At 63.1% G+C, this 22,335-nt stretch carries 21 protein-coding genes; 8 read left to right on the top strand and 13 right to left on the bottom strand.

Annotation, left to right across the window (positions count from 1 at the left end):
* Positions 1 to 92: 92 nt before the first annotated feature.
* The 3 genes from AB8A33_RS23545 (at position 93) to AB8A33_RS23535 (ending at position 3,408) form a co-directional block, all read left to right on the top strand.
* The gene (locus AB8A33_RS23545) at positions 93 to 1,019 is read left to right on the top strand and encodes a polyprenyl synthetase family protein (RefSeq protein ID WP_439094966.1); all 927 of its coding nucleotides are present in this window, start codon (positions 93 to 95) and stop codon (positions 1,017 to 1,019) included.
* Between the two features lie 13 nt (positions 1,020 to 1,032).
* On the top strand, positions 1,033 to 1,731 hold the full coding sequence (locus tag AB8A33_RS23540) for a DUF1345 domain-containing protein (RefSeq protein WP_439094965.1): 699 nt from the start codon (positions 1,033 to 1,035) through the stop codon (positions 1,729 to 1,731).
* A gap of 72 nt (positions 1,732 to 1,803) precedes the next feature.
* The gene (locus tag AB8A33_RS23535) at positions 1,804 to 3,408 is read left to right on the top strand and encodes a Na+/H+ antiporter (protein WP_439094964.1); all 1,605 of its coding nucleotides are present in this window, start codon (positions 1,804 to 1,806) and stop codon (positions 3,406 to 3,408) included.
* A gap of 66 nt (positions 3,409 to 3,474) precedes the next feature.
* Here the strand turns inward: AB8A33_RS23535 and ispG are convergent, their stop codons facing one another.
* From ispG to AB8A33_RS23515, 4 genes are all read right to left on the bottom strand, one after another.
* The gene (ispG, locus tag AB8A33_RS23530) at positions 3,475 to 4,758 is read right to left on the bottom strand and encodes a flavodoxin-dependent (E)-4-hydroxy-3-methylbut-2-enyl-diphosphate synthase (protein WP_439094963.1); all 1,284 of its coding nucleotides are present in this window, start codon (positions 4,756 to 4,758) and stop codon (positions 3,475 to 3,477) included.
* A 49-nt stretch (positions 4,759 to 4,807) separates the two neighbouring features.
* A complete protein-coding gene (locus tag AB8A33_RS23525; RefSeq protein ID WP_439094962.1) occupies positions 4,808 to 5,722 on the bottom strand; it encodes a DMT family transporter in 915 nt (304 codons plus the stop codon).
* 42 nt (positions 5,723 to 5,764) lie between these two features.
* Positions 5,765 to 6,250, bottom strand: coding sequence for a Fur family transcriptional regulator (locus AB8A33_RS23520; protein ID WP_092139844.1), 486 nt, complete (start codon positions 6,248 to 6,250; stop codon positions 5,765 to 5,767).
* A 158-nt stretch (positions 6,251 to 6,408) separates the two neighbouring features.
* Positions 6,409 to 7,404, bottom strand: a complete 996-nt coding sequence (locus AB8A33_RS23515) for an AraC family transcriptional regulator (RefSeq protein ID WP_439094961.1) — start codon at positions 7,402 to 7,404, stop codon at positions 6,409 to 6,411.
* A gap of 257 nt (positions 7,405 to 7,661) precedes the next feature.
* Between AB8A33_RS23515 and AB8A33_RS23510 the strand changes: the two genes are divergently transcribed.
* The 4 genes from AB8A33_RS23510 to AB8A33_RS23495 all read left to right on the top strand — a co-directional run bounded on the left by AB8A33_RS23510 (position 7,662) and on the right by AB8A33_RS23495 (position 11,872).
* The gene (locus AB8A33_RS23510) at positions 7,662 to 8,507 is read left to right on the top strand and encodes an outer membrane protein (protein WP_439094960.1); all 846 of its coding nucleotides are present in this window, start codon (positions 7,662 to 7,664) and stop codon (positions 8,505 to 8,507) included.
* A gap of 162 nt (positions 8,508 to 8,669) precedes the next feature.
* On the top strand, positions 8,670 to 9,149 hold the full coding sequence (locus tag AB8A33_RS23505) for a MarR family winged helix-turn-helix transcriptional regulator (RefSeq protein ID WP_439094959.1): 480 nt from the start codon (positions 8,670 to 8,672) through the stop codon (positions 9,147 to 9,149).
* Entirely contained in the window at positions 9,142 to 10,296 is a 1,155-nt protein-coding gene (locus tag AB8A33_RS23500) for an HlyD family secretion protein (protein ID WP_439094958.1), read from the top strand. Before AB8A33_RS23505 ends, AB8A33_RS23500 begins: the two co-directional genes overlap by 8 nt.
* Positions 10,297 to 10,300: 4 nt before the next feature.
* Positions 10,301 to 11,872, top strand: a complete 1,572-nt coding sequence (locus AB8A33_RS23495; RefSeq protein ID WP_439094957.1) for a DHA2 family efflux MFS transporter permease subunit — start codon at positions 10,301 to 10,303, stop codon at positions 11,870 to 11,872.
* A 46-nt stretch (positions 11,873 to 11,918) separates the two neighbouring features.
* Here AB8A33_RS23495 and pcaG read toward each other — a convergent pair whose 3' ends face one another.
* The 3 genes from pcaG to pcaF are packed head-to-tail and all read right to left on the bottom strand — an operon-like array spanning position 11,919 to position 14,470.
* Complete coding sequence (gene pcaG, locus AB8A33_RS23490; RefSeq protein ID WP_439094956.1) at positions 11,919 to 12,500, bottom strand: protocatechuate 3,4-dioxygenase subunit alpha; 582 nt, start codon at positions 12,498 to 12,500, stop codon at positions 11,919 to 11,921.
* Positions 12,500 to 13,201, bottom strand: a complete 702-nt coding sequence (gene pcaH / locus AB8A33_RS23485; protein ID WP_439094955.1) for a protocatechuate 3,4-dioxygenase subunit beta — start codon at positions 13,199 to 13,201, stop codon at positions 12,500 to 12,502. Before pcaH ends, pcaG begins: the two co-directional genes overlap by 1 nt.
* A gap of 60 nt (positions 13,202 to 13,261) precedes the next feature.
* Positions 13,262 to 14,470: a 3-oxoadipyl-CoA thiolase gene (gene pcaF, locus AB8A33_RS23480; RefSeq protein WP_439094954.1), complete on the bottom strand. Its 1,209-nt coding sequence runs from the start codon at positions 14,468 to 14,470 to the stop codon at positions 13,262 to 13,264.
* A 232-nt stretch (positions 14,471 to 14,702) separates the two neighbouring features.
* Here pcaF and mutS point away from each other — a divergent pair, with 232 nt between their 5' ends.
* A complete protein-coding gene (gene mutS, locus AB8A33_RS23475; RefSeq protein ID WP_439094953.1) occupies positions 14,703 to 17,426 on the top strand; it encodes a DNA mismatch repair protein MutS in 2,724 nt (907 codons plus the stop codon).
* On the opposite strand, the gene AB8A33_RS23470 is transcribed toward mutS, so the two are convergent.
* The 6 genes from AB8A33_RS23470 to AB8A33_RS23445 all read right to left on the bottom strand — a co-directional run bounded on the left by AB8A33_RS23470 (position 17,427) and on the right by AB8A33_RS23445 (position 22,137).
* Positions 17,427 to 17,939, bottom strand: coding sequence for a hypothetical protein (locus AB8A33_RS23470; RefSeq protein WP_439094952.1), 513 nt, complete (start codon positions 17,937 to 17,939; stop codon positions 17,427 to 17,429). It lies immediately after the preceding gene.
* Positions 17,940 to 18,015: 76 nt separating this feature from the next.
* Positions 18,016 to 18,813: a hypothetical protein gene (locus AB8A33_RS23465; RefSeq protein ID WP_439094951.1), complete on the bottom strand. Its 798-nt coding sequence runs from the start codon at positions 18,811 to 18,813 to the stop codon at positions 18,016 to 18,018.
* Between the two features lie 59 nt (positions 18,814 to 18,872).
* The gene (locus AB8A33_RS23460; RefSeq protein WP_439094950.1) at positions 18,873 to 19,382 is read right to left on the bottom strand and encodes an OsmC family protein; all 510 of its coding nucleotides are present in this window, start codon (positions 19,380 to 19,382) and stop codon (positions 18,873 to 18,875) included.
* 56 nt (positions 19,383 to 19,438) lie between these two features.
* Positions 19,439 to 20,218 carry an ABC transporter ATP-binding protein gene (locus AB8A33_RS23455; protein WP_439094949.1) on the bottom strand — a complete coding sequence of 260 codons (780 nt, stop codon included), beginning with the start codon at positions 20,216 to 20,218 and terminating at the stop codon, positions 19,439 to 19,441.
* Positions 20,218 to 21,066: an ABC transporter permease gene (locus AB8A33_RS23450; RefSeq protein WP_439094948.1), complete on the bottom strand. Its 849-nt coding sequence runs from the start codon at positions 21,064 to 21,066 to the stop codon at positions 20,218 to 20,220. The genes AB8A33_RS23455 and AB8A33_RS23450 overlap by 1 nt, the downstream gene beginning before the upstream one ends.
* 96 nt (positions 21,067 to 21,162) lie before the next feature.
* A complete protein-coding gene (locus AB8A33_RS23445) occupies positions 21,163 to 22,137 on the bottom strand; it encodes an aliphatic sulfonate ABC transporter substrate-binding protein (protein WP_439094947.1) in 975 nt (324 codons plus the stop codon).
* Positions 22,138 to 22,335 lie beyond the last annotated feature (198 nt).

The raw sequence follows: 22,335 nt of genomic DNA, 5'->3' as shown, positions 1-22,335 counted from the left end.
CCGCGCGGATGATGGCGCAAGTCCTGCGGCGCAATTGACGTGGCCTTTGCCATAGAGGATTGTCCGGCCAAATTGTTCTGGAGCTATTCTTAATGTCGACCGGTGCTTCCACCAAAGATTTTGCCTCGCGCCTGGACCAGACCGCGGACGATACCGAAGCTGTACTGACCAAAGTGCTCGCCGATGGCGTGCTACCCGACGAGATCGCCCGGCCGAAGCGGCTGATGGATGCGATGCGTTACTCCTCGCTCGGCGGCGGCAAGCGGCTGCGTCCGTTCCTGGTGGTGGAGAGCGCGGCGGTATTCGGTGTGCATCGCGAGCAGGCGTTGCTGGTCGGCGCCGCCCTCGAATGCATCCACTGCTATTCGCTGATTCATGACGACCTGCCGGCGATGGACAACAGTGACCTGCGCCGCGGCCGTCCGACCCTGCACAAGGCCACCGACGATGCCACCGCGATCCTCGCCGGTGACGCGCTTTTGACGCTCGCTTTCGACATCGTCACTCGTGACGAGATCCATTCCGATGCCACGGTCCGCCTGTTGCTGACCCGCGCACTCGCCCGCTGCGCCGGCCTCGGCGGCATGGTCGGCGGCCAGATGCTCGATCTCGCCGGCGAAGGCCGCTTCGGCGACAAGGAGCCGGTGGATGTCGCGCGTGTTCAGCAGATGAAGACCGGTGCGCTGCTGCGTTACGGCGTCATCGCCGGCGCGCTGCTCGGCCAGGCCACGCAGAAAGAATACAAGGCGCTCGACGATTACGGCCGTGCGCTCGGCGAAGCCTTCCAGATCGCCGACGATCTGTTGGACGTCGAAGCCGATGCCGCTACCCTCGGGAAGCCGGCCGGCGCCGATGCTGCGCTCAACAAGACGACGTTCGTCACGCAGCTCGGTGTCGACGGCGCGAAGAAGCGTGTCGCCGATCTGATCGCCACCGCTGACGCATCGCTGTCGATCTTCGGCAACAAGGGCGACGTGCTCCGCGCCGCTGCCCGCTTCGTGGCCGAACGCAAGAACTAAGGAAGCCCTGATCATGTCGGAGACGGGCAAGGATCTCGATGAGCTCCTTGTCCGTTTTCGCAAGATGCCGGCGCCGATCCGCGTCGTCTATGCGCGACCGCGCACGTTTCTGGCGCTTTTGATCGGCGTGATAGCGTTCTTCGTCCTGCCGTCCTCGCTGCGGCTGGTGACGCGGCTCTTGATCGGCTGGGACGTGTTCATCGCGTTCTATCTCATGCTGGTCTACGGCATGATGCTGTCAAGCGGCGGTCAGAAACACATCCGCCGCAACGCCGCGCTGCAGGACGATGGCAGTTTCATCATCCTGCTGGTGGCGGCTCTGGGCGCCTTCGCCAGCATCGCGGCCATCGTGTTCGAACTTGGCGAGGGCCATCGCACGGGCTGGGAATTGACGCTGGCGATCGTCACCATCGCCTCGTCCTGGGCCGCGGTGCATACGACGTTCTCGCTGCATTATGCCCATCAGTTCTATCGCGGGGCCAAACCCGGCGGGCTGGCATTTCCGTCTGGTGATGACGACACGAAGGAACAGCCCGATTATTGGGACTTCGTGTATTTCTCCTTCGTCATCGGCATGACCGCGCAGGTCTCCGACGTCGGCATCACCGTGAAATCCATCCGCCGTACCGCCACGGCCCACGGCATCGTCTCCTTCATCTTCAACACGGCGCTGGTCGCGCTGATGGTCAATATCGCGGCAAGCGCGATCTGATACTTCAGCACGCGCCTGCATTGACCTGGTCGCCGCGCCGGGCAAATTAGGCCTGTAGAGGATATCGCCCGCGTGGAAACCAAATTTCCGATCTTTCTGGTTCTGATCGCTGCGCTCGCAGGTACGGCGTGGCTGGCCAAGCGCATCAGCATTGCCCCGGCGATCCTGCTGCTGCTGGCCGGCATTGCGCTGGCCTTCGTGCCGGGCATGCCCGCGCTCGAACTGCCGCCCGAAGTGGTGCTGCTCGGCGTGCTGCCGCCGCTGATCTATTCGGCCAGCGTCGCCATGAGCTGGCGCGAATTCCGCGCCAATCTGCGCATCATCACGCTGCTCGCGGTCGGCTGCGTGATCTTCACCGCGTGCCTCGTCGCGACCGCCACGCATTTCCTGATCGGCCTGCCATGGTCGGTCGGCTTCCTGCTCGGCGCCATCGTCGCGCCGCCTGATGTAGTCGCACCGCTGGCAATTGCGCGAAAAATTGGTCTGCCGCGCAGAATTCTGGTCGTGCTGGAAGGCGAGGGTCTCGCCAATGATGCGACGACGCTGATCCTGTATCGCTTCGCGGTGGTGGCGATCACCACCGGGGCGTTCTCGCTGCCAAAGGCGGCCGGCACCTTTGTGGCCATTCTCGCCTGCGAACTCGTCTTCGGCGTTGCCATCGGCTGGCTCAGCCTGCGCATGCGTCATCGCGCGCGCGATCCGCAGGTCGAGATCACGCTGTCGCTGCTGACGCCCTATGTCGCCTATCTCATCCCCGAACATTTCGGCGGCTCCGGCATCATCGCCACCGTCGCCTGCGGTCTGTACATCTCATGGAACGGCCCGCTGCTGATCTCGGCGGCGACGCGTCTGCAAGGCATCTTCTTCTGGGATTTGGTCATCTATCTGGTCGAGGGCCTGCTGTTTCTTCTGACCGGCTTTCAGATGCGGGCGCTGATCGAGAAATCGAAGGCCTTTCCATTCGCCGATATCATGCTGGCCACGGCGCTGGTTACCGTCGTGATCATCGTGGCGCGGTTCGTCTGGGTCTATGCGGCGATTTATGTGCCGCGCTGGCTCAGCGCCGATCTGCGCAAGCGCGATCCCGCGCCGAACTGGCAATGGACCTTCGTCGTCGCCTTCACCGGCGTGCGCGGCGCGGTGTCGCTCGCCGCGGCGCTGGCGCTGCCGTTCACGCTGGTCTCAAACGACGTTTTTCCGTCGCGCGACCTGATCCTGTTCGTGTCGTTCAATATCATCCTGATCACACTGGTCGGCTTCGGCCTGTGTCTACCCATGGTGGTGAAGTGGCTCGGCGTCACCAAAATCGGCCGCGAGGAATATATCGCCGAACATGAGGCCGAACTCGCCACGCGCCGCGAGGCACTGGCGACAGCCCTGGCGCGGCTCGATGTCATGACCGATGATCGGGAGCTGTCCGACGAAGTCGTGAAACTGCTGCGCGCGCGCCACGAAAGTCGGTCGAACCAGTTGCCGGGCGAACTCGATCCCGACGTCGACGTCTCGGCGGTGGGCATCGATCTGGTACGAGAACTTATCAAGGCCGAGCGCAAATTCATCCATACGCAATTGCGCGACGGCAAGATCACCGACGAAAGCCGTCGCCGCATCGAGCGTGATCTCGATCTGGAAGAAGCGGGGCTGAGCAATCGGGAGTTTCGGCGGATTCCGCTGTAAAGCCATTAAACGAAAACGGCCGGGACAATGCCCGGCCGTTAAACTTAAAACCCGCAATAGCGCAGCTTACTCCGCCGCGCTCACGACTTCCGGTGCCTTGGCGTTGGCGCCGTAGCGCTGGTCGATATAGTCGATCACCAGGGCCTTGAAATCGGCAGCGATGCTCGGGCCGCGCAGCGTGCGGAATTTCTCGCCATCGACGAACACCGGGGCGGCCGGACTTTCGCCGGTGCCGGGCAGTGAGATGCCGATATTGGCGTGCTTGGATTCGCCGGGGCCGTTGACGATGCAGCCCATGACCGCAACGTTGAGGTTTTCGACGCCGGGATACTGCGTCTTCCAGCCTGGCATCGAGTCGCGGATGAAATCCTGGATCGAACGCGCCAGTTCCTGGAACGTGGTCGACGTGGTGCGGCCGCAACCCGGGCACGCCGCGACCAGCGGCACGAAGGTGCGGAAACCCATGGTCTGCAGCAGTTCCTGCGCAACCTGAACTTCCACCGTGCGATCGCCGCCGGGCTCCGGCGTCAGCGAAATGCGGATGGTGTCGCCGATGCCCTGCTGCAGCAGGATGCCGAGCGCAGCCGAGGAGGCGACGATACCCTTCGAGCCCATGCCGGCTTCGGTAAGGCCGAGATGGATCGCATAGTCGGAGCGCGAGGCCAGCGTCTGATACACGGCGATGAGGTCCTGCACCGCCGAGACCTTGGCGGACAGGATCATCTTGTTCTTCGGCATGCCGAGTTCTTCGGCGCGGGCCGCCGACAGCAATGCCGACTGCACCATGGCTTCACGCGTCACCGCGCGAACGTCTTTCGGGTTCGCGGACAGCGCGTTCTCATCCATCAGCTTGGTAAGCAGCTCCTGATCGAGCGAGCCCCAATTGGCGCCGATGCGGACGGCCTTGTTGTTCTTGTTCGCGATCTCGATGATGTCGGCGAATTGCGTGTCACGCTTGCTCTTGAAGCCGACATTGCCAGGATTGATACGGTACTTGTCGAGCGCCGCGGCACAGGCCGGGAATTCAGCAAGCAGCTTGTGGCCGATATAATGGAAGTCGCCGATCAGCGGCGTGGTGATGCCCTGCTTGTCGAGCGCTTCGCGGATATGCGGAACGGCGGCTGCGGCCTCGTCGCGATCGACGGTGATGCGGACCATTTCCGAGCCCGCGCGCGACAGCGCTGCGACCTGGTCGATGGTGCCCTGGATGTCGGCCGTGTCGGTGTTGGTCATCGACTGCACGACGATCGGGGCGCCGCCGCCGACAGCGACGTTGCCAACCATGACCTGTGTGGTGAGGTGCCGGGGCGCCGGACCGGCGATATCAGACGGAATTTCAATCTTGTTCATGGGGTCTCGAATATCAGATTTAGATGACATCCAGCAATGCGTTAGTGGGCTAGGCCCTGACCGGTCGGTTAACGAGAACCAGCCCGGCGACGACCAATAGCGCAGCGAGGCCAAAGGCGGGGGTCAGGTGGTCGCCCATGATGAGATAGCCCGCCGCGACGCCAAACAAAGGGGTGATGAAGGTAAAAGCCGACAATTTGCTGGCGGAATAGGTCTTAATCAGCCCGAACCAGAGCAAAAACGTGAAGCCTACCACCCAGAACGCCTGAAACGAGAGCAGGGACAGCGCCAGTGGACCGGGAACCCGGGTCACGGTCTCGCCCGCCAGCAGCGCCGCCAGGCCCAGAATCGGGACAGACAGACCGACTTGGTATCCCAATGCCTTTTCAGGCGCGACGTAGAGCAACGGGGTCGTTTTGACCACCAGCGTGGTCGCGGCCCATAGCCCCGCACCGGCGACGATCATCAGATCCCCGATCAGCACATCGGCGGTGACGTCGGGCTGCGGGACGCCGATCGCCACGGCGACACCGGCAAAACTCACCGCGAGTCCGGCCCATTGCACCGGGCGCAGGCGTTCGCCCAGGAACTGATAGGAGCCGAAGGCCACGAAGAACGGCATTGTGTAGAGGAAAACCGCGGCCCGTGAGGCCGTCGTGAATTGCAGGCCGTGAAAGATCAGCACGAATTCGATGCCGAATAGCACGCCGGCAAATAGGCCGGCCTTCAGCGTGCCGTCGCGTTCGAACAGCTTGACGCCGCGTACACGCGCAATGGCCAGAATGACCAGCAGCGCGCCGGCCGAGCGCAGCATCGCCTGCGTGTAAGGCGGGATATCGTGCAGCACCAGCTTGATGGCGATCTGGTTGAAGCCCCAGGTCAGGCACAGCATCAGCACGAGGGCGATGGCGCCGGCGGTGAGTGCGCGTCCGCCGGGTGGGCTGATGACGGTTTCTGCAGACATGAAGCCTCGGGCCCGGCTTGTCGCCGTGTTGTTATGGGATCGTCACGCCTGACAGTGCGCGCAGGTTCCTGTGATTTCGACAACAGACAGTTTCGGGACGAAGCCAGTCGTCCGTGCGGCATCGTTCAGGCTCTGCGCGACTTTCGTAGCCGGCACTTCGCCGACCGACCCGCATTGGTCACAGATCAGAAACGCGACCATCGAGGCCGTGCCGTGGTCGTGCGCGCAGGCCAGGAAGGCGTTGCGGCTTTCGATGCGGTGAACGAGGCCGTTCTCCATCAGGAAATCAAGTGCGCGATACACGGTGATGGGGGCCGGACGCGAAGTGGTCTTGGCAAGCTCATCGATGATCTCGTAGGCCCCAAGCGGGCGATGGCTTGCGAGCAGCGCTTCAAGCACCTGCCGGCGGATCGGGGTCAGCTTTTGCGACCGGGCCGCACAGACATGCTCGGCATGATGCATCGCGTCCGCCGTACAGCGGTCGTGATCGTGGCCAGGAGCCGGGAAAGTTGGTTTCGGAACTGCCATATGGAGGTAGCTTAACCCGTTGGGTGTGATTGTGCCCGTCTTTTTGGCGTTGGGCCCCAGTCTTACACTAAATCCAGTGTCGCCAAACGACGAGCGCTTCATCCAAATGGGGGGCTGCCGGCCGATTGCAAAGGTTGAACGCGCGATACAGGGCCGGATCAGGTGGAGCTTTTGCGCTCCCGGCGCAGATCCGATGGCGAGGTGGCATATCGGCGCCGGAATGTCCGGTTGAAATACGACAAATCGTTAAAGCCGGCCTCGTCGGCGATCTTCCCGATCCGCTCATCGGCCCGCAATGGGTCGAGTAGCAGTGCATGAGCAAGGGCCAAACGCCGTTCGAGCAAATATTCCGACAGGCTGAGGCCGTGTTCGCGAAACAGCTTGCGGACATAATCCGGCGAGATTTTCTGAGCCGCCGCCAGCGTTTCGGCCGAAAGGCCGTGATTTCCGAGCCCTGCTTCGATGGCTGCCTTGATCGCGTGCAAGCGCAGCATGCGGGTGCTGGAAGGTGGAGATGTCTCGGAGTAGTTCTCGCAACCGATTGTCAGAAGTGCGATCAGGCTACACAGATCGGCCACGACATGGTGCTGAAGATGGGTGGGGGCGGACCCATCGAGGTCGATTGCTTCCTGACAATGCGCCATCAATAGCCGCAACGTCTGAGTCTCCAGGAGCACAGGTCGCATGAACCACGCGCCGAGATTCGGCACCTTGATCGACAGTGCAGCACGGTCGATCTGAACGATCAGATGCTGCGTCTCGCAAGATGACGTATGCCAACCGGCGTCCCTGGTTGTCATCAGGACCGCATGGTCCTGCTCGATGATTTCTTCACGACCGTGCTGCGATGCGCGAGCACGACCTTTCAGAACGACTGCAAACACGACATCGTCGGGCGATGACGCAGTCGCAGCATCCGGCATGCGATCGTTCGCTGGAAATCCCGTGCCGATAAAAACAATCGCACCGGGCAACCTGTGCAACGCGGCATCGGTCGAAAACGGGGAGTCCGTCGGAAGAGGGGACTCGACGTTGAACGTCAGGCGCCCGAATTGGAGCTGCGGTGTTGGCAGATTTTCGGAAGTAGCCGCGATTAATGAATCGGGCATTTCGGGACCGGGCCCTGAAGTCACGAGGATCAGTCCTGCAAGCATTGAACTACATCTTGGTCGTGCCAGTGCCGGATCACGTTCATATTGATCGCCGCTAGCGTGCCTTCTGGTATTTTTGTCTTTGATAGTTCGCGATGCGCCATGTGGCTTGAACGCAACAAGCAGAGCGAATTGCGGTGCCAGTCTCGCCCAGTCCTGCCGCGTCGCGCCCGTTCCAAGTCGCTGATGTCTCATTCAACTACACATCATCGAAGCAGGGCCTTCGGCCTGCCTTTGTCGATCTGTTGTTGAGGAGACTGATGGTGAAACGCACCGTATTGGCCGCTGCAGGCCTCGCCATCATGGCGTTTTCGTCGACCGCCGGCGCTGCGGATCTGTCGCCCCGCATGTACGCCAAGGCGCCGGTTCTGGTGGACCCCGGCATCAACTGGACTGGATTTTATATCGGCCTCAACGGCGGCTACAGCTGGGGCAAGGGTGACGCGACCTTCTTGCCGGGCACCGCTTTTGCGTCGCCGGTCAAGCAGGACGTCAATGGCGGCCTCGGCGGCGGCCAGATCGGCTACAACTGGCAGCTCGACCGCACATGGGTCGTCGGTCTCGAAGCCGATATCCAGGGGACCGGTGAACGTGGCAGCGCGAACTCTCCAGTGAGTTCGCTGCGGACCACGTTGCCCGGCGGCGACTTCAATCTGCTTGCGCTGACCTCGGCAAACAGCTCATGGAGCTTCCCGTGGTTTGCGACCTTCCGCGGGCGGGTAGGCCTGCTGGCAACGCCGGATCTGCTGCTCTACGGTACCGGTGGTCTCGCTGTCGGCGAGGTCAAGTATTCAACACAGACGACCGTGACCGGGCAGCTGTTTGGGCCGGGATCGCAGGGCACGACACCGGCGAGCGCCGCCGTGACGGTTCCCGGCACGCCGCTGTCGGAATCGCAGACCCGTGTCGGCTGGACGCTCGGCGCCGGTCTGGAAAAGAAGTTCGGCACCAACTGGTCGGCCAAGCTCGAATATCTCTATCTCGATCTGGGTTCGGCGACCTATTTCGGGGGGACGGCCAACCAGACCTCGGTCGGCTTCCACGACCACGTCTTCCGCGCCGGCATCAATTACACCTTCAGCCCGGCTGTCGTGGCCAAATACTGACCCTTTCGATCGCTCCCGAAAACTTCAAGCCCGGCCCTCGAGCCGGGCTTTTTGCTGTCCGGAACATCTAGCCATGCGCTTGTCGCGGGGCTGCGTCGTATTGTCCACCGATGCGGCATTCATAAGCTTGCTTATAATAAGCTAGGTTTACGGAGCGCCTCCATGTCCTGCCAGCCTGACACCGGCACCGATTTCCTGTCCGCCTTGTTCGAGACCCAGCGCATGTTGCGGCTGCTGGCCGACAAGGAAGCGCGCCAGTTCGGCATGACCCGCGCCCAATGGGCGGTGCTCGCCAAGGTCGAGCGCAATGAGGGGCAAAAACAGACCGATCTCGCCGACGCCATGGAAATGGCGCCGATCAGCCTGACGCGGCTGATCGACAAGCTCTGCGACAGCGGCTTGATCGAACGCCGCAATGACGACGCCGACCGCCGCATCAAGCGCCTCTATCTCACCGAGGCTGCGCGCCCGCTGACGGCAAAGCTGGCGGTGCTGCGCGGCAACCTGATGAAGGTCGCGTTCGACGGCGTGAGCGAGGCCGATATGCACCAGCTGGTCGCGCATCTCGAAACCATCAAAGACAATATCCGCGCTGCGCTGAACCCCGCAGCCACAAAGACCAAGGAACAAGTCTATGGCTGAGCCCGTGCTGAAATTTCCCGACAAGGATGCGCCCGAGGGCGGATCCGATGGCGCCGCGACGACGCAGCGTGAGGGCGCGAAAGGTCTCCTGAAGCGCTATCGCCGGTCGCTGCTGCTGGTCGTGTTGCCGGCTGTGGTTCTGGTCGCCGGCGTTGCGTTCTATCTCTCGGGTGGCCGTTATGTCGGCACCGACGACGCCTATGTCGGCGCGCAGAAGGTGCTGATTACGCCGGATATCTCCGGCAAGGTTGACAAGGTCGTGGTGCGCGAAGGCCAGCATGTCAAAGAAGGCGATGTGCTGTTCGAGATCGATCCGGTCCCGTTCCGGCTGGCGCTCGACGATGCCAGGGCCAAGCTGGCGCAGGCCAAGACTACTTACGACAACCTCGTCAGCAATGTGAAGATCTATGGCCAGATGCAGGATCTGGCGCAGCAGGGCGTCGACTTCAAACAGCGCGACGTCGAACGCAAGTCGACGCTGGTGAAGAGCAACTTCGGCTCGCAGCTCGATCTCGATAATGCGGCGACCGCGGCGGTGACCGCGAAAGCACAGCTCGAACTCCTGAGGCAGCAGCTCGCGACCTCGATGAACCAGTTGCTCGGCAATCCCGACCTGCCGCTGGCCCAATTCCCGCCTTACGCGCAGGCGCAGTCGGCGCTCGATCAGGCGCAGCGCAATCTCGACCACACTGTGCTGAAGGCGCCGATCTCCGGTGTCGCGACGCAGGTCGATAACATCCAGCTCGGCCGCTTCGCGATGGCCGGCACGCCGATCCTGACGGTGATCGACGACAACAGGCCATGGGTCGATGCCAATCTGAAGGAATCCGATTTCACTTACATCGCCGTCGGCCAGACCGTGGAGATCGATGTCGATGCGTTCCCGAACCATGCCTTCAAGGGCACTGTCGGTTCGCTGAGCCCCGGCACCGGCGCGCAATTTGCGATCCTGCCGCCGCAGAATGCCACCGGCAATTTCGTGAAGGTCGTGCAGCGTGTGCCGGTGCGGATCTATCTCGATTATGCGGATCCCTTCGTAAAGCGACTAAAGGCCGGCATGAGCACCTACACCACCATCGACACCGAACACCATCGTTCGCTGGCGGGCCTGCTCGGTCTGTCATCGGCCAAGGCTGCTCAGGATTGATCCGATGAGCACGTCGGCGCCATCTCCCAGTGCGGTCCCCGGCTTTCGCCGGAACATGGTGACGATCTGCGCCATGACCGCCACCATCATGCAGGCGCTCGATACCACCATCGCCAATGTGGCGCTGCCTTATATGCAGGGCACGCTGTCGGCGTCGCAGGATCAGGTCAACTGGGTGCTGACCTCCTATATCGTGGCTGCGGCAATCATGACCGCACCGGTCGGCTGGATTGCCAACCGGTTCGGCCGCAAGAAGATCTTCATTGTCTGTTCGGCGGGCTTCACGGTCGCCTCGGTACTGTGCGGCCTCGCGCAGGACATCAACCAGATGGTCGGCTTTCGCCTGTTGCAGGGCGTGTTCGGCGCAGCACTGGTGCCGCTGTCGCAGGCGGTGATGCTCGACAGCTACGCGCTGCATGAGCGCGCCAAGGCGATGTCGATCTGGGGCATGGGCGTGATGCTCGGCCCGATCATGGGGCCTTCATTGGGCGCCTGGCTGACTGAAACCTATTCCTGGCACTGGGTGTTCTTCGTCAATCTGCCCTTCGGCATCGTCACGGTGTTTGGCCTGCTGGCCTTCATGGACGAAACCAAGACCAATGCAGAACTGAAATTCGACTGGTTCGGTTTCGGCGCACTGGCGGTCGGCATCGGTGCAATGCAGCTCGCGCTCGATCGTGGCGAGCAGCTCGGCTGGCTCGAATCCAACGAAATCGTCATCGAGGCGATCGTTTCGATCATCGGCTTCTATTATTTCTTCGCGCATTCCTTCACGACCTCGAAGCCGTTCATCCAGTTCGCCATCTTCAAGGACAAGAATTTTGTCGGCGGCTGCGTGTTCATGGCCGTCATGGGGCTGGTGCTGTATTCGACCATGGCACTGTCGTCGCCCTATCTGCAGAACGTGATCGGCTATCCGATCCTCACGGCAGGTCTGTTACTGGCGACGCGTGGCTCCGGTACCTTCGTGGCGATGATGCTGGTCGGGCGCATCATGAAATATATCGAGGCGCGTACCCTGATCATGGTGGGAATGGCGCTGATGTCGGTGTCGCTGTTCTTCACGTCGATGTGGACCGACCAGACCGGCGTGCAGGAGATCGTGATCGTCTCGATCGCGCAGGGATTTGGCCTTGGTCTCGTCTTCGTGCCGCTGTCCACGGTGGCGTTCCTGACGCTGCCAAATCATCTGCGCACCGACGGCACCTCGATGCTCACATTGCTGCGTAATGTCGCCAGTTCGATCGGTATTTCCATCGTGATCGCGCAGCTCACCTCAAACACCCGTATGGCTCATGCGGTGCTGGTCGAGCACATCACGCCGTTCAACAACGCGCTGCAGATGCCCAATGTGACCAGCGCGATCAACCTCGCCACCGACAGTGGCCGCGCCGTGATGGACGCCATCGTCACGCTGCAGGCAACGGTCATCGCCTTCGGGCTCGATTATCAGATGGTGATGCTGGTGACGCTCTGCGCAATTCCAATGGCGCTGATCATCGGGTCGTCCAAGGCAACGTTGCGCGCGCAGGCGGCGAAGCCGGGCGCGGACGAGCATCCGGCGGTGATGGAATAAAAAAAGCGGCCCGCAGGCCGCTTTTTCGTTTCGATCAGGTGACGCATCACACGTCGAAGAACACCGTCTCGTTGTCACCCTGCAGATGAATATCGAACCGGTACACACCCGCTGCCGTCTTCTTCGCAATCAGCGTTGCACGACGATCCGCCGGCACGAGGTTCATCACCGCATCGCTAGCGGTCGCCGCTTCATCCTCGAAATAGATCCGCGTCATCGACTGCATGGTCATGCCGCGGCCGAATACGGCCATCACGATATGCGGGGCCTGCGGCTTGCCATCGATGCCGGGCACGGCGCCGGGCTTGACGGTGTCGAACGAATATTCGCCGGCGTCGGTGGTGCCGGAACGACCAAAACCCTTGAAGCTCGAATTCGGCAACCCGCGGGTATCCTGCGGATCCGCGAAACGGCCATGCGCATCGGCCTGCCAGATTTCCAGCACGGCGTCGGGCACGACCTTGCCGTCACCATCATAGATCACGCCTTCGACGCGGATCTTGTCGCCGGTGATGTCGGGTGTCAGCAGGTTGTTGGTGAAGGCGTCGTTCCAGGCATATTTGCCGTTCGGCGTCAGGCCGTAGGCATAGAACGGGCCGACGGTCTGCGACGGGGTGATACCGGGCATCAGTGATTCTCCGTCGGGGTGGCGTTGCGGCCGCGCAGCACGATGTTGAAGCGATAGGCCAGCGCCCAGCCTGGCTCGGTGACGTCGAGGTCGAAATCCGACACCATGCGCAGGCGTGCCTTTTCGTCGGTGACCGAGTTGAAGATCGGATCGAACGGGAACAGCGGATCGTTCGGGAAATACATCTGCGTCACGAGGCGCGAGACGAAGGAGTGGCCGAACACCGAGAAGTGGATGTGGGCAGGACGCCACGCATTGTGGTGATTGCCCCACGGATAGGCGCCGGGCTTGATGGTGATGAACTTGTAATTGCCCTGGGCGTCGGTGACGGTGCGGCCGGCGCCGGTGAAGTTCGGATCGAGCGGCGCGGGATGCTGGTCCCAGACATGCACGTAACGTCCACAGGCATTGGCCTGCCACAGTTCGACCAGCGTGTTCGGTACGCCGCGGCCGTCCTCGTCCATCACCGTGCCGTGCACGATGATGCGTTCGCCGAGCGGCTCGCCGGCATGCATGGTGGTGAGGTCATGATCGCCGGGACGCACCGTCTCGTGGCCATAGACCGGTCCTGTCGTTTCCGACAGCGTGTGCGGCATCAGGATGCGCTGCTTCTGCGGCGCGCGCTTGATGGTGCTCTTGTAGCCGGGTGAGAGGCGCGGCGCGTGCGCCGCATTGCTCTCGACGGGATAGATTAGCGTCATGCTGGTTTTCCCTTTTTGGCCGCCGCGGATCCCGCGGCGGCAGTCTTGAAAACGTCGTTGTTAGTTCAGCTTCTCGATCGCCATGGCGACGCCTTGGCCGACGCCGACGCACATGGTGGCGAGCGCCAGCTTGCCGCCGCGCTTCTCCATGCCGTGCACGGCGGTCATCGCGAGACGGGCACCGCTCATGCCGAGCGGATGGCCGAGCGCGATCGCGCCGCCATGCGGATTGACGAAATCAGCGTCTTCCTTGACGCCGAGCTGGCGCAGCACCGCGATGCCCTGAGAGGCGAAGGCTTCGTTGAGCTCGATCAGGTCGAAGTCGCTGATCTTGAGGCCGAGACGTTCCATCAGCTTCTTGGTCGCAGGCACTGGGCCGATACCCATGATGCGCGGCGCGACGCCGCCCGAGGCGAGGCCGAGGATACGCGCACGGGCCTTGAGGCCGTGCTTCTCCACCGCAGCTCCCGAAGCGAGGATCATGGCGCAGGCGCCGTCATTGACGCCCGAGGCATTGCCGGCGGTGACCGTGCCGTCCTTGCGGACGATCGGACGCAGCTTGGCGAGGCCTTCCAGCGTGGTTTCGGGGCGCGGATGCTCGTCCTTGTCGACCGCGATCGGACCGGCCTTGCCGCCGGGCACCATCACCGGGATGATTTCCTCAGCGAAATAGCCCGAAGCGATCGCCTTGCCGGCGTTCTGCTGTGAGCGGATGGCGAAAGCGTCCTGGTCGGCGCGCGAGATCTGGAAATCCTGCGCGACGTTCTCGCCGGTCTCAGGCATCGCATCCACACCGTATTTTTCGCGCATCAGCGGGTTGATGAAGCGCCAGCCGATGGTGGTGTCGAAGATTTCCGCCGAGCGGGAGAAGGCTTCAGTGGCCTTGCCCTGTACGAATGGGGCGCGGGTCATGGATTCGACGCCGCCGGCGATGGCGAAATCGATTTCACCGGCACGGATGGCGCGGGCGCCGGCGCCGACGGCATCGAGGCCGGATGCGCAAAGGCGGTTCAGCGTAGCGCCGGGAACGGAATCCGGCAGGCCGGCCAGCAGCGAGGCCATGCGGGCGACGTTGCGGTTATCTTCGCCGGCCTGGTTGGCGCAGCCGAAATAGACTTCCTCGACGGCGCTCCAATCCACGCCGGGATTGCGCTCGATCAGCGCTTTAATGGGCGCTGCGGCGAGGTCGTCGGCGCGGACTTTGGCAAGGGAGCCGCCGAAACGGCCGATGGGGGTGCGGACGGCGTCGCAGATAAAGACATCGCTCATCAATTCTCTCCCTGGGGGACTGCATCCGCGCTCGATTGCCGGATTTTCGCGGTGTTTTTAGGAAGCCCCGCTGACCCGGTCAAATGCGCCCGCCAGATGGCAGGCCTGTCCCACAATTGCGGATATGAAATCGCAGTTGACTTGTCAACTTCCTCGCCGCGGTGGGGAAAACTACGGTTTGCGACAGCCGCGGGTGGGATCGGCCGGGCAAAATTTGCTAGCGTCCGCCGCCATGACGATCCAGCAGCCCATTACCGCCCCAGAACCCGCTCCCCGCATTGAAGACACCGCAAAAGTGTCGCCGATGATGGAACAATACCTCGAGATCAAGGCCGCCAATCCCGGCCTCCTGCTGTTCTACCGGATGGGCGATTTCTACGAGATCTTCTTCGAGGATGCGGAGGTCGCCTCGCGCGCCCTGGGGATCGTGCTGACCAAGCGCGGCAAGCATCAGGGCATGGATATCCCGATGTGCGGCGTGCCTGTGGTCCGCGCCGATGATTATCTGCACCGCCTGATCTCGCTCGGCATCCGTGTCGCCGTCTGCGAACAGATGGAGGATCCGGCCGAGGCGAAGAAACGTGGCGGCAAGAGCGTGGTGCGACGTGATGTCGTTCGCGTCGTGACGCCGGGTACGCTGACCGAAGAAAACCTGCTCGATGCCCGCGCCAACAATTATCTGCTGGCGATTGCGCGCGCGAAGGGCTCGACCGGCGGCGACCGCATAGGCTTGGCGTGGATCGACATCTCGACGGCGGAATTCATCGTCACCGAATGCGCCACCGGCGAACTCGGTGCGACACTGGCCCGCATCAATCCGAATGAAGTGATCGTCACGGATGCGCTGTACAGCGATCCGGACCTCAGCCAGCTGCTGCGCGAACTCCCGGCAGTGACGCCGCTGACCCGCGACGTGTTCGATGGCGCGACCGCCGAACGCCGGCTGTGCGATTATTTCGCCGTCGCCACCATGGACGGCCTCAGCGCCATGTCGCGGTTGGAGGCGACCGCCGCTGCTGCCTGCGTCACCTATGTCGAACGCACCCAGGTTGGCAAACGCGTGCCGCTGTCGCCGCCGACCCACGAAGCGGTTGGCACCACCATGGCCATCGATCCGGCGACGCGCGCCAATCTCGAATTGACGCGGACGCTATCAGGCGAGCGCAAGGGCTCGCTGCTGGATGCGATCGACTGCACGGTGACTGCCGCCGGTTCGCGCCTGCTTGCGCAGCGCCTCGCCGCGCCGCTGACCGATGAAGCGGCCATCGGTCGCCGGCTCGATGCCGTCGCGAGTTTCGTGGCAGATAGCGGGCTGCGCGACGATCTGCGCTCGGCCCTGAAGTCTGCGCCTGACATGTCGCGCGCACTGGCGCGGCTTTCGGTCGGTCGCGGTGGTCCGCGCGATCTCGCCTGTCTGCGTGATGGTGTGCTTGCCGCCGATCAGGTGCTGACGCGCCTCGGCGCCATCGACAACCTGCCGGCGGATATCACCGCCGCCATGACCGGCCTGCGCCGGCCATCTCGCGAACTCGCCGCGACCTTTGCGCGGGCGCTGGCCGACGATCTTCCGCTGTTGAAGCGCGATGGTGGTTTCGTGCGCGAAGGCTTCGAAGCTGCGCTCGACGAGACCCGCAATCTGCGCGACGCCTCGCGCCTCGTGGTCGCCGCGATGCAGGCACGCTATGCCGATGACACCGGCGTGAAGGGCCTCAAGATCCGTCACAACAATGTGCTCGGCTATTTCGTCGAAGTCACCGCGCAGCACGGCGACAAGCTGATGCAGGCGCCACTGAACGCGACCTTCATCCATCGCCAGACACTGGCCGGGCAGGTGCGCTTCACCACGTCTGAACTGGGCGAGATCGAAGCTAAGATCGCCAATGCCGGCGACCGTGCGCTTGGGCTGGAACTGGAAATCTTCGAGCGGCTGTCCGCGATGGTCGCCGAGGCGTCGGAAGATCTGCGCGCTGCCGCCCATGCCTTCGCACTGCTGGATGTGGCGACGGCGCTGGCAAAGCTGGCGGTCGATGACAACTACGTCCGCCCGGACGTCGACAACTCGCTGCTGTTCGCCATCGAGGGCGGCCGGCATCCGGTGGTCGAACAGGCGCTGCGCCGCGACGGCCAGCCGTTCATCGCCAATGCCAGCGATCTGTCGCCCGGGCCGGGGCAGAAGTCCGGCCAGATCTGGTTGATCACCGGCCCGAACATGGCCGGTAAATCGACCTTCCTGCGCCAGAATGCGCTGATCGCACTGCTGGCGCAGATCGGCAGCTTCGTGCCGGCATCGCGCGCGCGCATCGGCATTGTCGACAGGCTCTTTTCGCGCGTCGGTGCTGCGGATGATCTCGCGCGCGGTCGTTCGACCTTCATGGTCGAGATGGTCGAAACCGCCGTCATTCTCAATCAGGCCACGGAACGCGCGCTAGTGATCCTCGACGAGATCGGTCGCGGCACCGCGACGTTCGATGGTCTGTCGATTGCCTGGGCGGCGATCGAGCATCTGCACGAGAGCAATCGCTGCCGTGCGCTGTTCGCGACGCATTATCACGAACTCACCGCGCTCTCGGCGAAGCTGCCGCGGCTGTTCAATGCCACGGTGCGGGTGAAAGAATGGCACGGCGACGTGGTGTTCCTGCACGAGGTCCTGCCGGGCTCGGCGGATCGCTCCTACGGCATCCAGGTTGCCAAGCTGGCAGGCCTGCCGCCGGCGGTGATCGCGCGCGCCAAGTCGGTGCTGGCCAAGCTCGAAGCGCAGGATCGCGGTCAGAGCGCGAAGGCGCTGATGGACGATCTGCCGCTGTTCGCGATCACAGCGCGTGCACCGGTCGAGGCGGCTCCTCCGTCGGAGGCGGAATTGCTGATGGACGCCGTGAAGGCGCTGCATCCCGACGAGATGTCGCCGCGCGAGGCGCTGGATGCGCTCTATGCGCTGAAGGCGAAACTGCCGAAGTAATTATCGGCGGAAGTCGAGGCGGCCGTTGGTCCAGCGGCCGTCGATGCGGTTGGTGTCAACGATCAGTCCCGCCCATGGCCGCACGATCTCTGGTGCAGTGAGATTGATATATTTGCCAACCAAGTTGCACGCGCCGTCGCGACTGGCGTCGATCAGGCCAATGCGATGGCCGTCGTTCCAGGTGAACAGCAGATAGATCCGCTCATCCGTCATTCTCAGTTTGGCGGCGCCGTGCTTCCATGTGTCGTTGGCGTCGCCGGGAATGGTCGGATCGGCGCCACCGTTCCAGCGGCTGAACCAGTCGCCGTCGAGATCGGCAGCGGCCGATTGATCGCCATCGCACCAGCGGCGCGCATTATCATCATCGGCTGAACCGGTGAGATCGACGCTTGCCGCGAACGCAGTCGCATCCTGATCGTTGGGCAAAGGTGGGTCTATCACCTGAAAGGGATTGCGGACCCCGTCTCGTCTGCCGCCCAAAATCCGGTGCACGGCCTCGATGTCGATGCTCATGGTCGCCCTCCGTTCGTTCACATGAACAGACTTGCGCAGCAATGAGTCGATTGCCACCCGCTTTCCGACCCGCTTGCTAGACCGCGCGGATCTTCCTGCGTCCCAGCGTCCACAGCCCGAGATTCCATACCACGCAGGTGGCAAGCGCCAGGCTCAGCGCGATGGCCGAGCCGAAGCGCAGCGCGGTGACGTGCAGGATGGCGACTGCGATGCCGAAACCCATCAGGCCCCAGCCGCCATTGGCGATCATGGCGGCGGTGGGCGGGCCGCCGATGCGCGGATGCAGGATCAGCATCAGGCTGGTGAAGACTACGGGATAAAGTGCGAGAATGCCGCTGCCGGTCGGGCCGATGGTCGAGGACAGCGTCACCACGGTGGCGACCAGCGTTGCGACGAGTGCGGCGCGCAGCGGGATATCGTACCAGCGCCTGGTGATCAGCGGCATCTTCGCATGGCGAAACCGCGCCATCAGCGGCAGGCAGATGCCGAAGGCCACGACATTGGCCAGGATGCCGCCAAGCAAAGTCCATTCGAACTGCCGCACCAGCAGGGCGAGGGCGAACCACACCAGCACGGCGGCGCCGAGGCTGACGATCACGTTGTGGCGCTGCGCCAGCAGCACGTAAGTCAGCCCGAGAAACATCGTCGCGCCATTGATCGGAAGGCTGGCCAGCGCGCCCTGTGCAATGAAGGCGGCGTCGTGATCGAGCGCGAGAAAAACGTAGGAAGGTCCTGCCGAGATCGGCAGCGTCGCCACTAGTGCGCCGATCACCGGGCCGGATCGTTCGGTGATGATGGAGGCCGAGATCACAAAGGCGGCGGTGATCGCTATGCGCAGAGTGAGCGTCAGGAGGAAGGCAAGTTCGGGGGACATGGCAGCCTGACGAGAGGAGGTGCTTGGCCTCCTCTTTCTTGGTGGATCGTCCGGCCTGCTTACACCCTGTTGAGCGTCACCGAAACCTTCGGGCCATGTTTGATGGTCTGGTAGACCACGCAATAACGCTCGGTCAGCTTCAGCAGCAGATCGAGCTTGTCCTGCGGCGCGTCGGTGTCGACATCGAAGCGCAGGCGGATTTCGGCGAAGCCGACCGGGGCTTCTTTGTCGACGCCGAGCGTGCCGCGGAAATCGAGATCGCCCTCGGCCGTCACGTTGCCGGACTTCAGCGGAATTTCGACGGCGGTGGCCACTGATTTCAGCGTGACGCCGGCGCAGGCCACCAGTGCTTCCAGCAGCATGTCGCCGGAACAGAGTTCGAGGCCGGAGCCGCCTGTGGCCGGATGCAGACCAGCGGCTGCGATCTGCCGACCGGTCTCGACCTTGCAGGCGATGCCGTCATTGTCGATCGAGCCCTTGGCTTTGAGCGTGATGAAGGCAGCCTTGGGATCGGTCTTGTAGAGCTCTTTGATAGGGGCCTGGGTGGCGCGAAGCGCGGCGGCGTCCATGATATCTCTCCCTGAGATTTTGTTAGTTGCAGCTTTATTAGCTCGCGGTGCTGTTGTCACCACCACGCGCCGACCGCCTCGGCAGGTGCGCTATCGGGCACGTCGCGATCGAGAGATCGATCCAGTGCGGTGAGCACGCGGCGCTTCACAGCGTCGAACAGCGGCGAAGCGCGGTCGCGCGGGCGGGCGAGGCCGACATCGATCTCGGCGAACAGCCGACCCGGTCGCGGCCGCATCACCAGCACGCGGTCTGCCAGCACAACGGCTTCGTCGACATCATGCGTGACAAGGATCAGCGTCGGCCGTGTATCGGCCCAGAGATCGAGCAGATGATCCTGCAGATCGCGGCGTGTGAAGGCGTCGAGCGCGGAGAACGGTTCGTCGAGTAACAGCACCTCCGGCTGCGGGACCAATGCACGGGCGATGGCGACGCGCTGCGCTTGTCCGCCGGACAACTCGCGCGGCCACGCCTTGGCTTTATCCGACAGGCCGACGCGAGCCAGGGCCTGCGCGACCTTCTCGCGGCGTGTCGCGACAGGGAGTTCGGAGAGGCCGAAGCCTATATTGTCGGCGACGGTCAGCCACGGCAGCAGGCGCGGTTCCTGGAAGATGATGCCGATCTTCTCGTGCGGTGCGTTGATATCGATATTGTCGATACGGATGCTGCCGGTTGATGCGCGATCGAGTCCTGCGACGGCGCGCAGCAGCGTCGATTTTCCGCAGCCGGAGCCGCCGATGATGGCAACGATCTCGCCTTGCGGGATTTGCGCGGTGAAGCGCTCGAGCGCATGGACGCCGTTGGGATAGGTCTTGCCGACCTTGTCTAGGGCGAGCATCAGCTCTCTCCGCCCGGACGGAACGCATCCTGCCAGCGCAGCAGTGGCGTCGTGATCAATTCGATCAGCCAGTCGGTGGTCTTGCCGAGCAGCGCGAAGATGGTGATTGCGGCGAGGATCTGCGCCGGCTTGCCCAGTTGCTGGCCGTCGATCAGGAGATAGCCGAGCCCTTCGGACGCGCCCATGAATTCGGCGGCAACCACGAACATCCAGCCGAGCCCGAGGCCGACGCGGAGTGCAACAACATAGGCCGGCAGCACTGCGGGCAGCAGGATGCGGCGGATCATGGCGGGGCCGGAGAGGCGGAAGGTGCGGCCGACCTCGACGATCTTGCGATCGACCGAGAGGATCGCGCCCATCACGCCGAGATAGACAGGGAAGAATACGCCGACGGCAATCAACGCGACCTTCGAGGTCTCGAAAATGCCGAGCCACAGGATGAACAGCGGCACCCAGGCGATCGACGGGATGGCGCGCAATGCTTGCACGGTGGGATCGAGCAGTCGCCGTGCGATGCCCCAATAGCCGGAGACAGCGCCGAGCAGCGTGCCGGCGACGACGCCAAGCCCGAAGCCGGCGGCAACGCGCGACAGCGTCGTAGTGATATGGCGCCAGAGTTCGCCACTTCGGGCGAGCTCCATGACGGTGGCAAAGACGCGCGACGGCGGCGGCACCAGCCGGCCGTTCGACCAGCCGGACCAGACGGCCAGCTCCCATGCCAGCGCCAGTGTGAGCGGGAGCACAACGCCGAGCGCCGGCCGCGCAAAACGCTGCCAGCGCCTGTTGGATGCGGATTTTTCATGGATCTCCGCGACGTCGGGTGCGGTCGTGTCGAGCGTCATGGCCATAGCTGAAGCGCGTCTCGATCTGGTTTGCAAGGTGGTCAAAAGCTTCACCCTCCCTTTGCGGGGAGGGTGAAGGATAGCTTCGCAGATGCGAGAGCATCAGCTCTTCGGCAGCGGGACCTGATCGTCGATCAGCGCGTCCACTGTCGCCTTCACATCGACCTTGGCGTCGATGACGCCGGCCTGCTGCAATGCGAGGCCTGCGGCGAGGATCGACTCGCGCTGCGGTGCGCCAATGCGGCTGTGGGTCAGTTCGGTGCGTTCCTTGAGCTGCTTGTCGACGACGGCGTCGGGCAGCTTGGTGACGCCGATGAAGGCCTTCTTCAGCTCCGGATAATTCTCCAGCGAATACTTCCGCGCGTCTTCATAGACGGCGAGCACGCGGCGCGCGGCATCCGGATAGTCCTTCAGGAACTGCTCGCGCACATTGAGGATGCCCCAGGTGTTGGCGTCGGGCTTGCGGAAGAACAGCTTGGCGCCGTCCTCAACCTCGGCCTGCGCCATCATCGGATCGAGTCCGGCCCATGCATCGACGTCGCCGCGGATCAGCGCGGCCTTGCCGTCGGCATGCTGCAGCAGAACTGGCGTGATGTCCTTGTCGGTCAGGCCGGCGCCGAGCAAAGCGCGGACCAGGAAAATGTGGGGATCGGTGCCGCGGGTCACCGCGACCCGCTTGCCCTTGAGATCGGCGACGGAGGTGATCTTGGAGTCCTTGCCGGTGACCAGCGCCGTCCATTCCGGACGCGAATAGACATAGACCGACTTGATCGGGTTGCCGTTGATCTTTGCCACCAGCGCGGCGGAGCCCGCGGTCGAGCCGAAATCGATGGACCCAGCATTGAGGAATTCGAGCGCCTTGTTGGAGCCGGCCGACTGTACCCAGGTGATCTTCACGCCGTCCTTGGCGAATTCCTTCTCCAGCAGGCCATTCTGCTTGAGGATGATGGAGACCGGATTGTAGGTCGCCCAATCGAGCCGGATTTCCTTGAGCGGCTCGGCGGCGAAGGTAGCTCCGGGCAGCAGTGCAGCCGCAGCAATCAGACCGGCGACAGCGCGCCGTGACATCGTGAACATTCTGGTCTCTCCCTGATGGACTGTCGAAACGTGAGGTTCGAAGGCGACTTACATCCTGCGGGCGTCATGGCACCATGCCGGGGTCGCTCTGTGTGCGAAAACGTGCTTTAATTTCAATTAGTTATGGTGTTTCGTCAACGAGAAGATATGATGCGCCAAGGACACCGCCGCGAGAACGTTGTTGCCCGGATTGCGCAA

Source organism: Tardiphaga sp. 813_E8_N1_3 (assembly GCF_051811025.1).
Taxonomy (GTDB): domain Bacteria; phylum Pseudomonadota; class Alphaproteobacteria; order Rhizobiales; family Xanthobacteraceae; genus Tardiphaga.
The sequence above is the reverse complement of the archived record's forward strand: the minus strand, read 5'-3'. Positions and strand labels throughout refer to the sequence as shown.

Excerpts from the sequence above, each read along its gene's own strand:
- AB8A33_RS23495 (WP_439094957.1), top strand. The coding sequence starts at position 10,301 with ATGAGCACGTCGGCGCCATCTCCCAGTGCGGTCCCCGGCTTTCGCCGG.
- AB8A33_RS23470 (WP_439094952.1), bottom strand. The coding sequence starts at position 17,939 with ATGAGCATCGACATCGAGGCCGTGCACCGGATTTTGGGCGGCAGACGA.
- AB8A33_RS23445 (WP_439094947.1), bottom strand. The coding sequence starts at position 22,137 with ATGTTCACGATGTCACGGCGCGCTGTCGCCGGTCTGATTGCTGCGGCT.
- ispG (WP_439094963.1), bottom strand. The coding sequence starts at position 4,758 with ATGAACAAGATTGAAATTCCGTCTGATATCGCCGGTCCGGCGCCCCGG.
- AB8A33_RS23515 (WP_439094961.1), bottom strand. The coding sequence starts at position 7,404 with ATGCTTGCAGGACTGATCCTCGTGACTTCAGGGCCCGGTCCCGAAATG.
- AB8A33_RS23500 (WP_439094958.1), top strand. The coding sequence starts at position 9,142 with ATGGCTGAGCCCGTGCTGAAATTTCCCGACAAGGATGCGCCCGAGGGC.
- AB8A33_RS23510 (WP_439094960.1), top strand. The coding sequence starts at position 7,662 with ATGGTGAAACGCACCGTATTGGCCGCTGCAGGCCTCGCCATCATGGCG.
- pcaH (WP_439094955.1), bottom strand. The coding sequence starts at position 13,201 with ATGACGCTAATCTATCCCGTCGAGAGCAATGCGGCGCACGCGCCGCGC.
- AB8A33_RS23465 (WP_439094951.1), bottom strand. The coding sequence starts at position 18,813 with ATGTCCCCCGAACTTGCCTTCCTCCTGACGCTCACTCTGCGCATAGCG.
- AB8A33_RS23460 (WP_439094950.1), bottom strand. The coding sequence starts at position 19,382 with ATGGACGCCGCCGCGCTTCGCGCCACCCAGGCCCCTATCAAAGAGCTC.
- pcaG (WP_439094956.1), bottom strand. The coding sequence starts at position 12,500 with ATGCCCGGTATCACCCCGTCGCAGACCGTCGGCCCGTTCTATGCCTAC.
- AB8A33_RS23455 (WP_439094949.1), bottom strand. The coding sequence starts at position 20,218 with ATGCTCGCCCTAGACAAGGTCGGCAAGACCTATCCCAACGGCGTCCAT.
- mutS (WP_439094953.1), top strand. The coding sequence starts at position 14,703 with ATGACGATCCAGCAGCCCATTACCGCCCCAGAACCCGCTCCCCGCATT.
- AB8A33_RS23545 (WP_439094966.1), top strand. The coding sequence starts at position 93 with ATGTCGACCGGTGCTTCCACCAAAGATTTTGCCTCGCGCCTGGACCAG.
- pcaF (WP_439094954.1), bottom strand. The coding sequence starts at position 14,470 with ATGAGCGATGTCTTTATCTGCGACGCCGTCCGCACCCCCATCGGCCGT.
- AB8A33_RS23450 (WP_439094948.1), bottom strand. The coding sequence starts at position 21,066 with ATGGCCATGACGCTCGACACGACCGCACCCGACGTCGCGGAGATCCAT.
- AB8A33_RS23505 (WP_439094959.1), top strand. The coding sequence starts at position 8,670 with ATGTCCTGCCAGCCTGACACCGGCACCGATTTCCTGTCCGCCTTGTTC.
- AB8A33_RS23520 (WP_092139844.1), bottom strand. The coding sequence starts at position 6,250 with ATGGCAGTTCCGAAACCAACTTTCCCGGCTCCTGGCCACGATCACGAC.
- AB8A33_RS23540 (WP_439094965.1), top strand. The coding sequence starts at position 1,033 with ATGTCGGAGACGGGCAAGGATCTCGATGAGCTCCTTGTCCGTTTTCGC.
- AB8A33_RS23525 (WP_439094962.1), bottom strand. The coding sequence starts at position 5,722 with ATGTCTGCAGAAACCGTCATCAGCCCACCCGGCGGACGCGCACTCACC.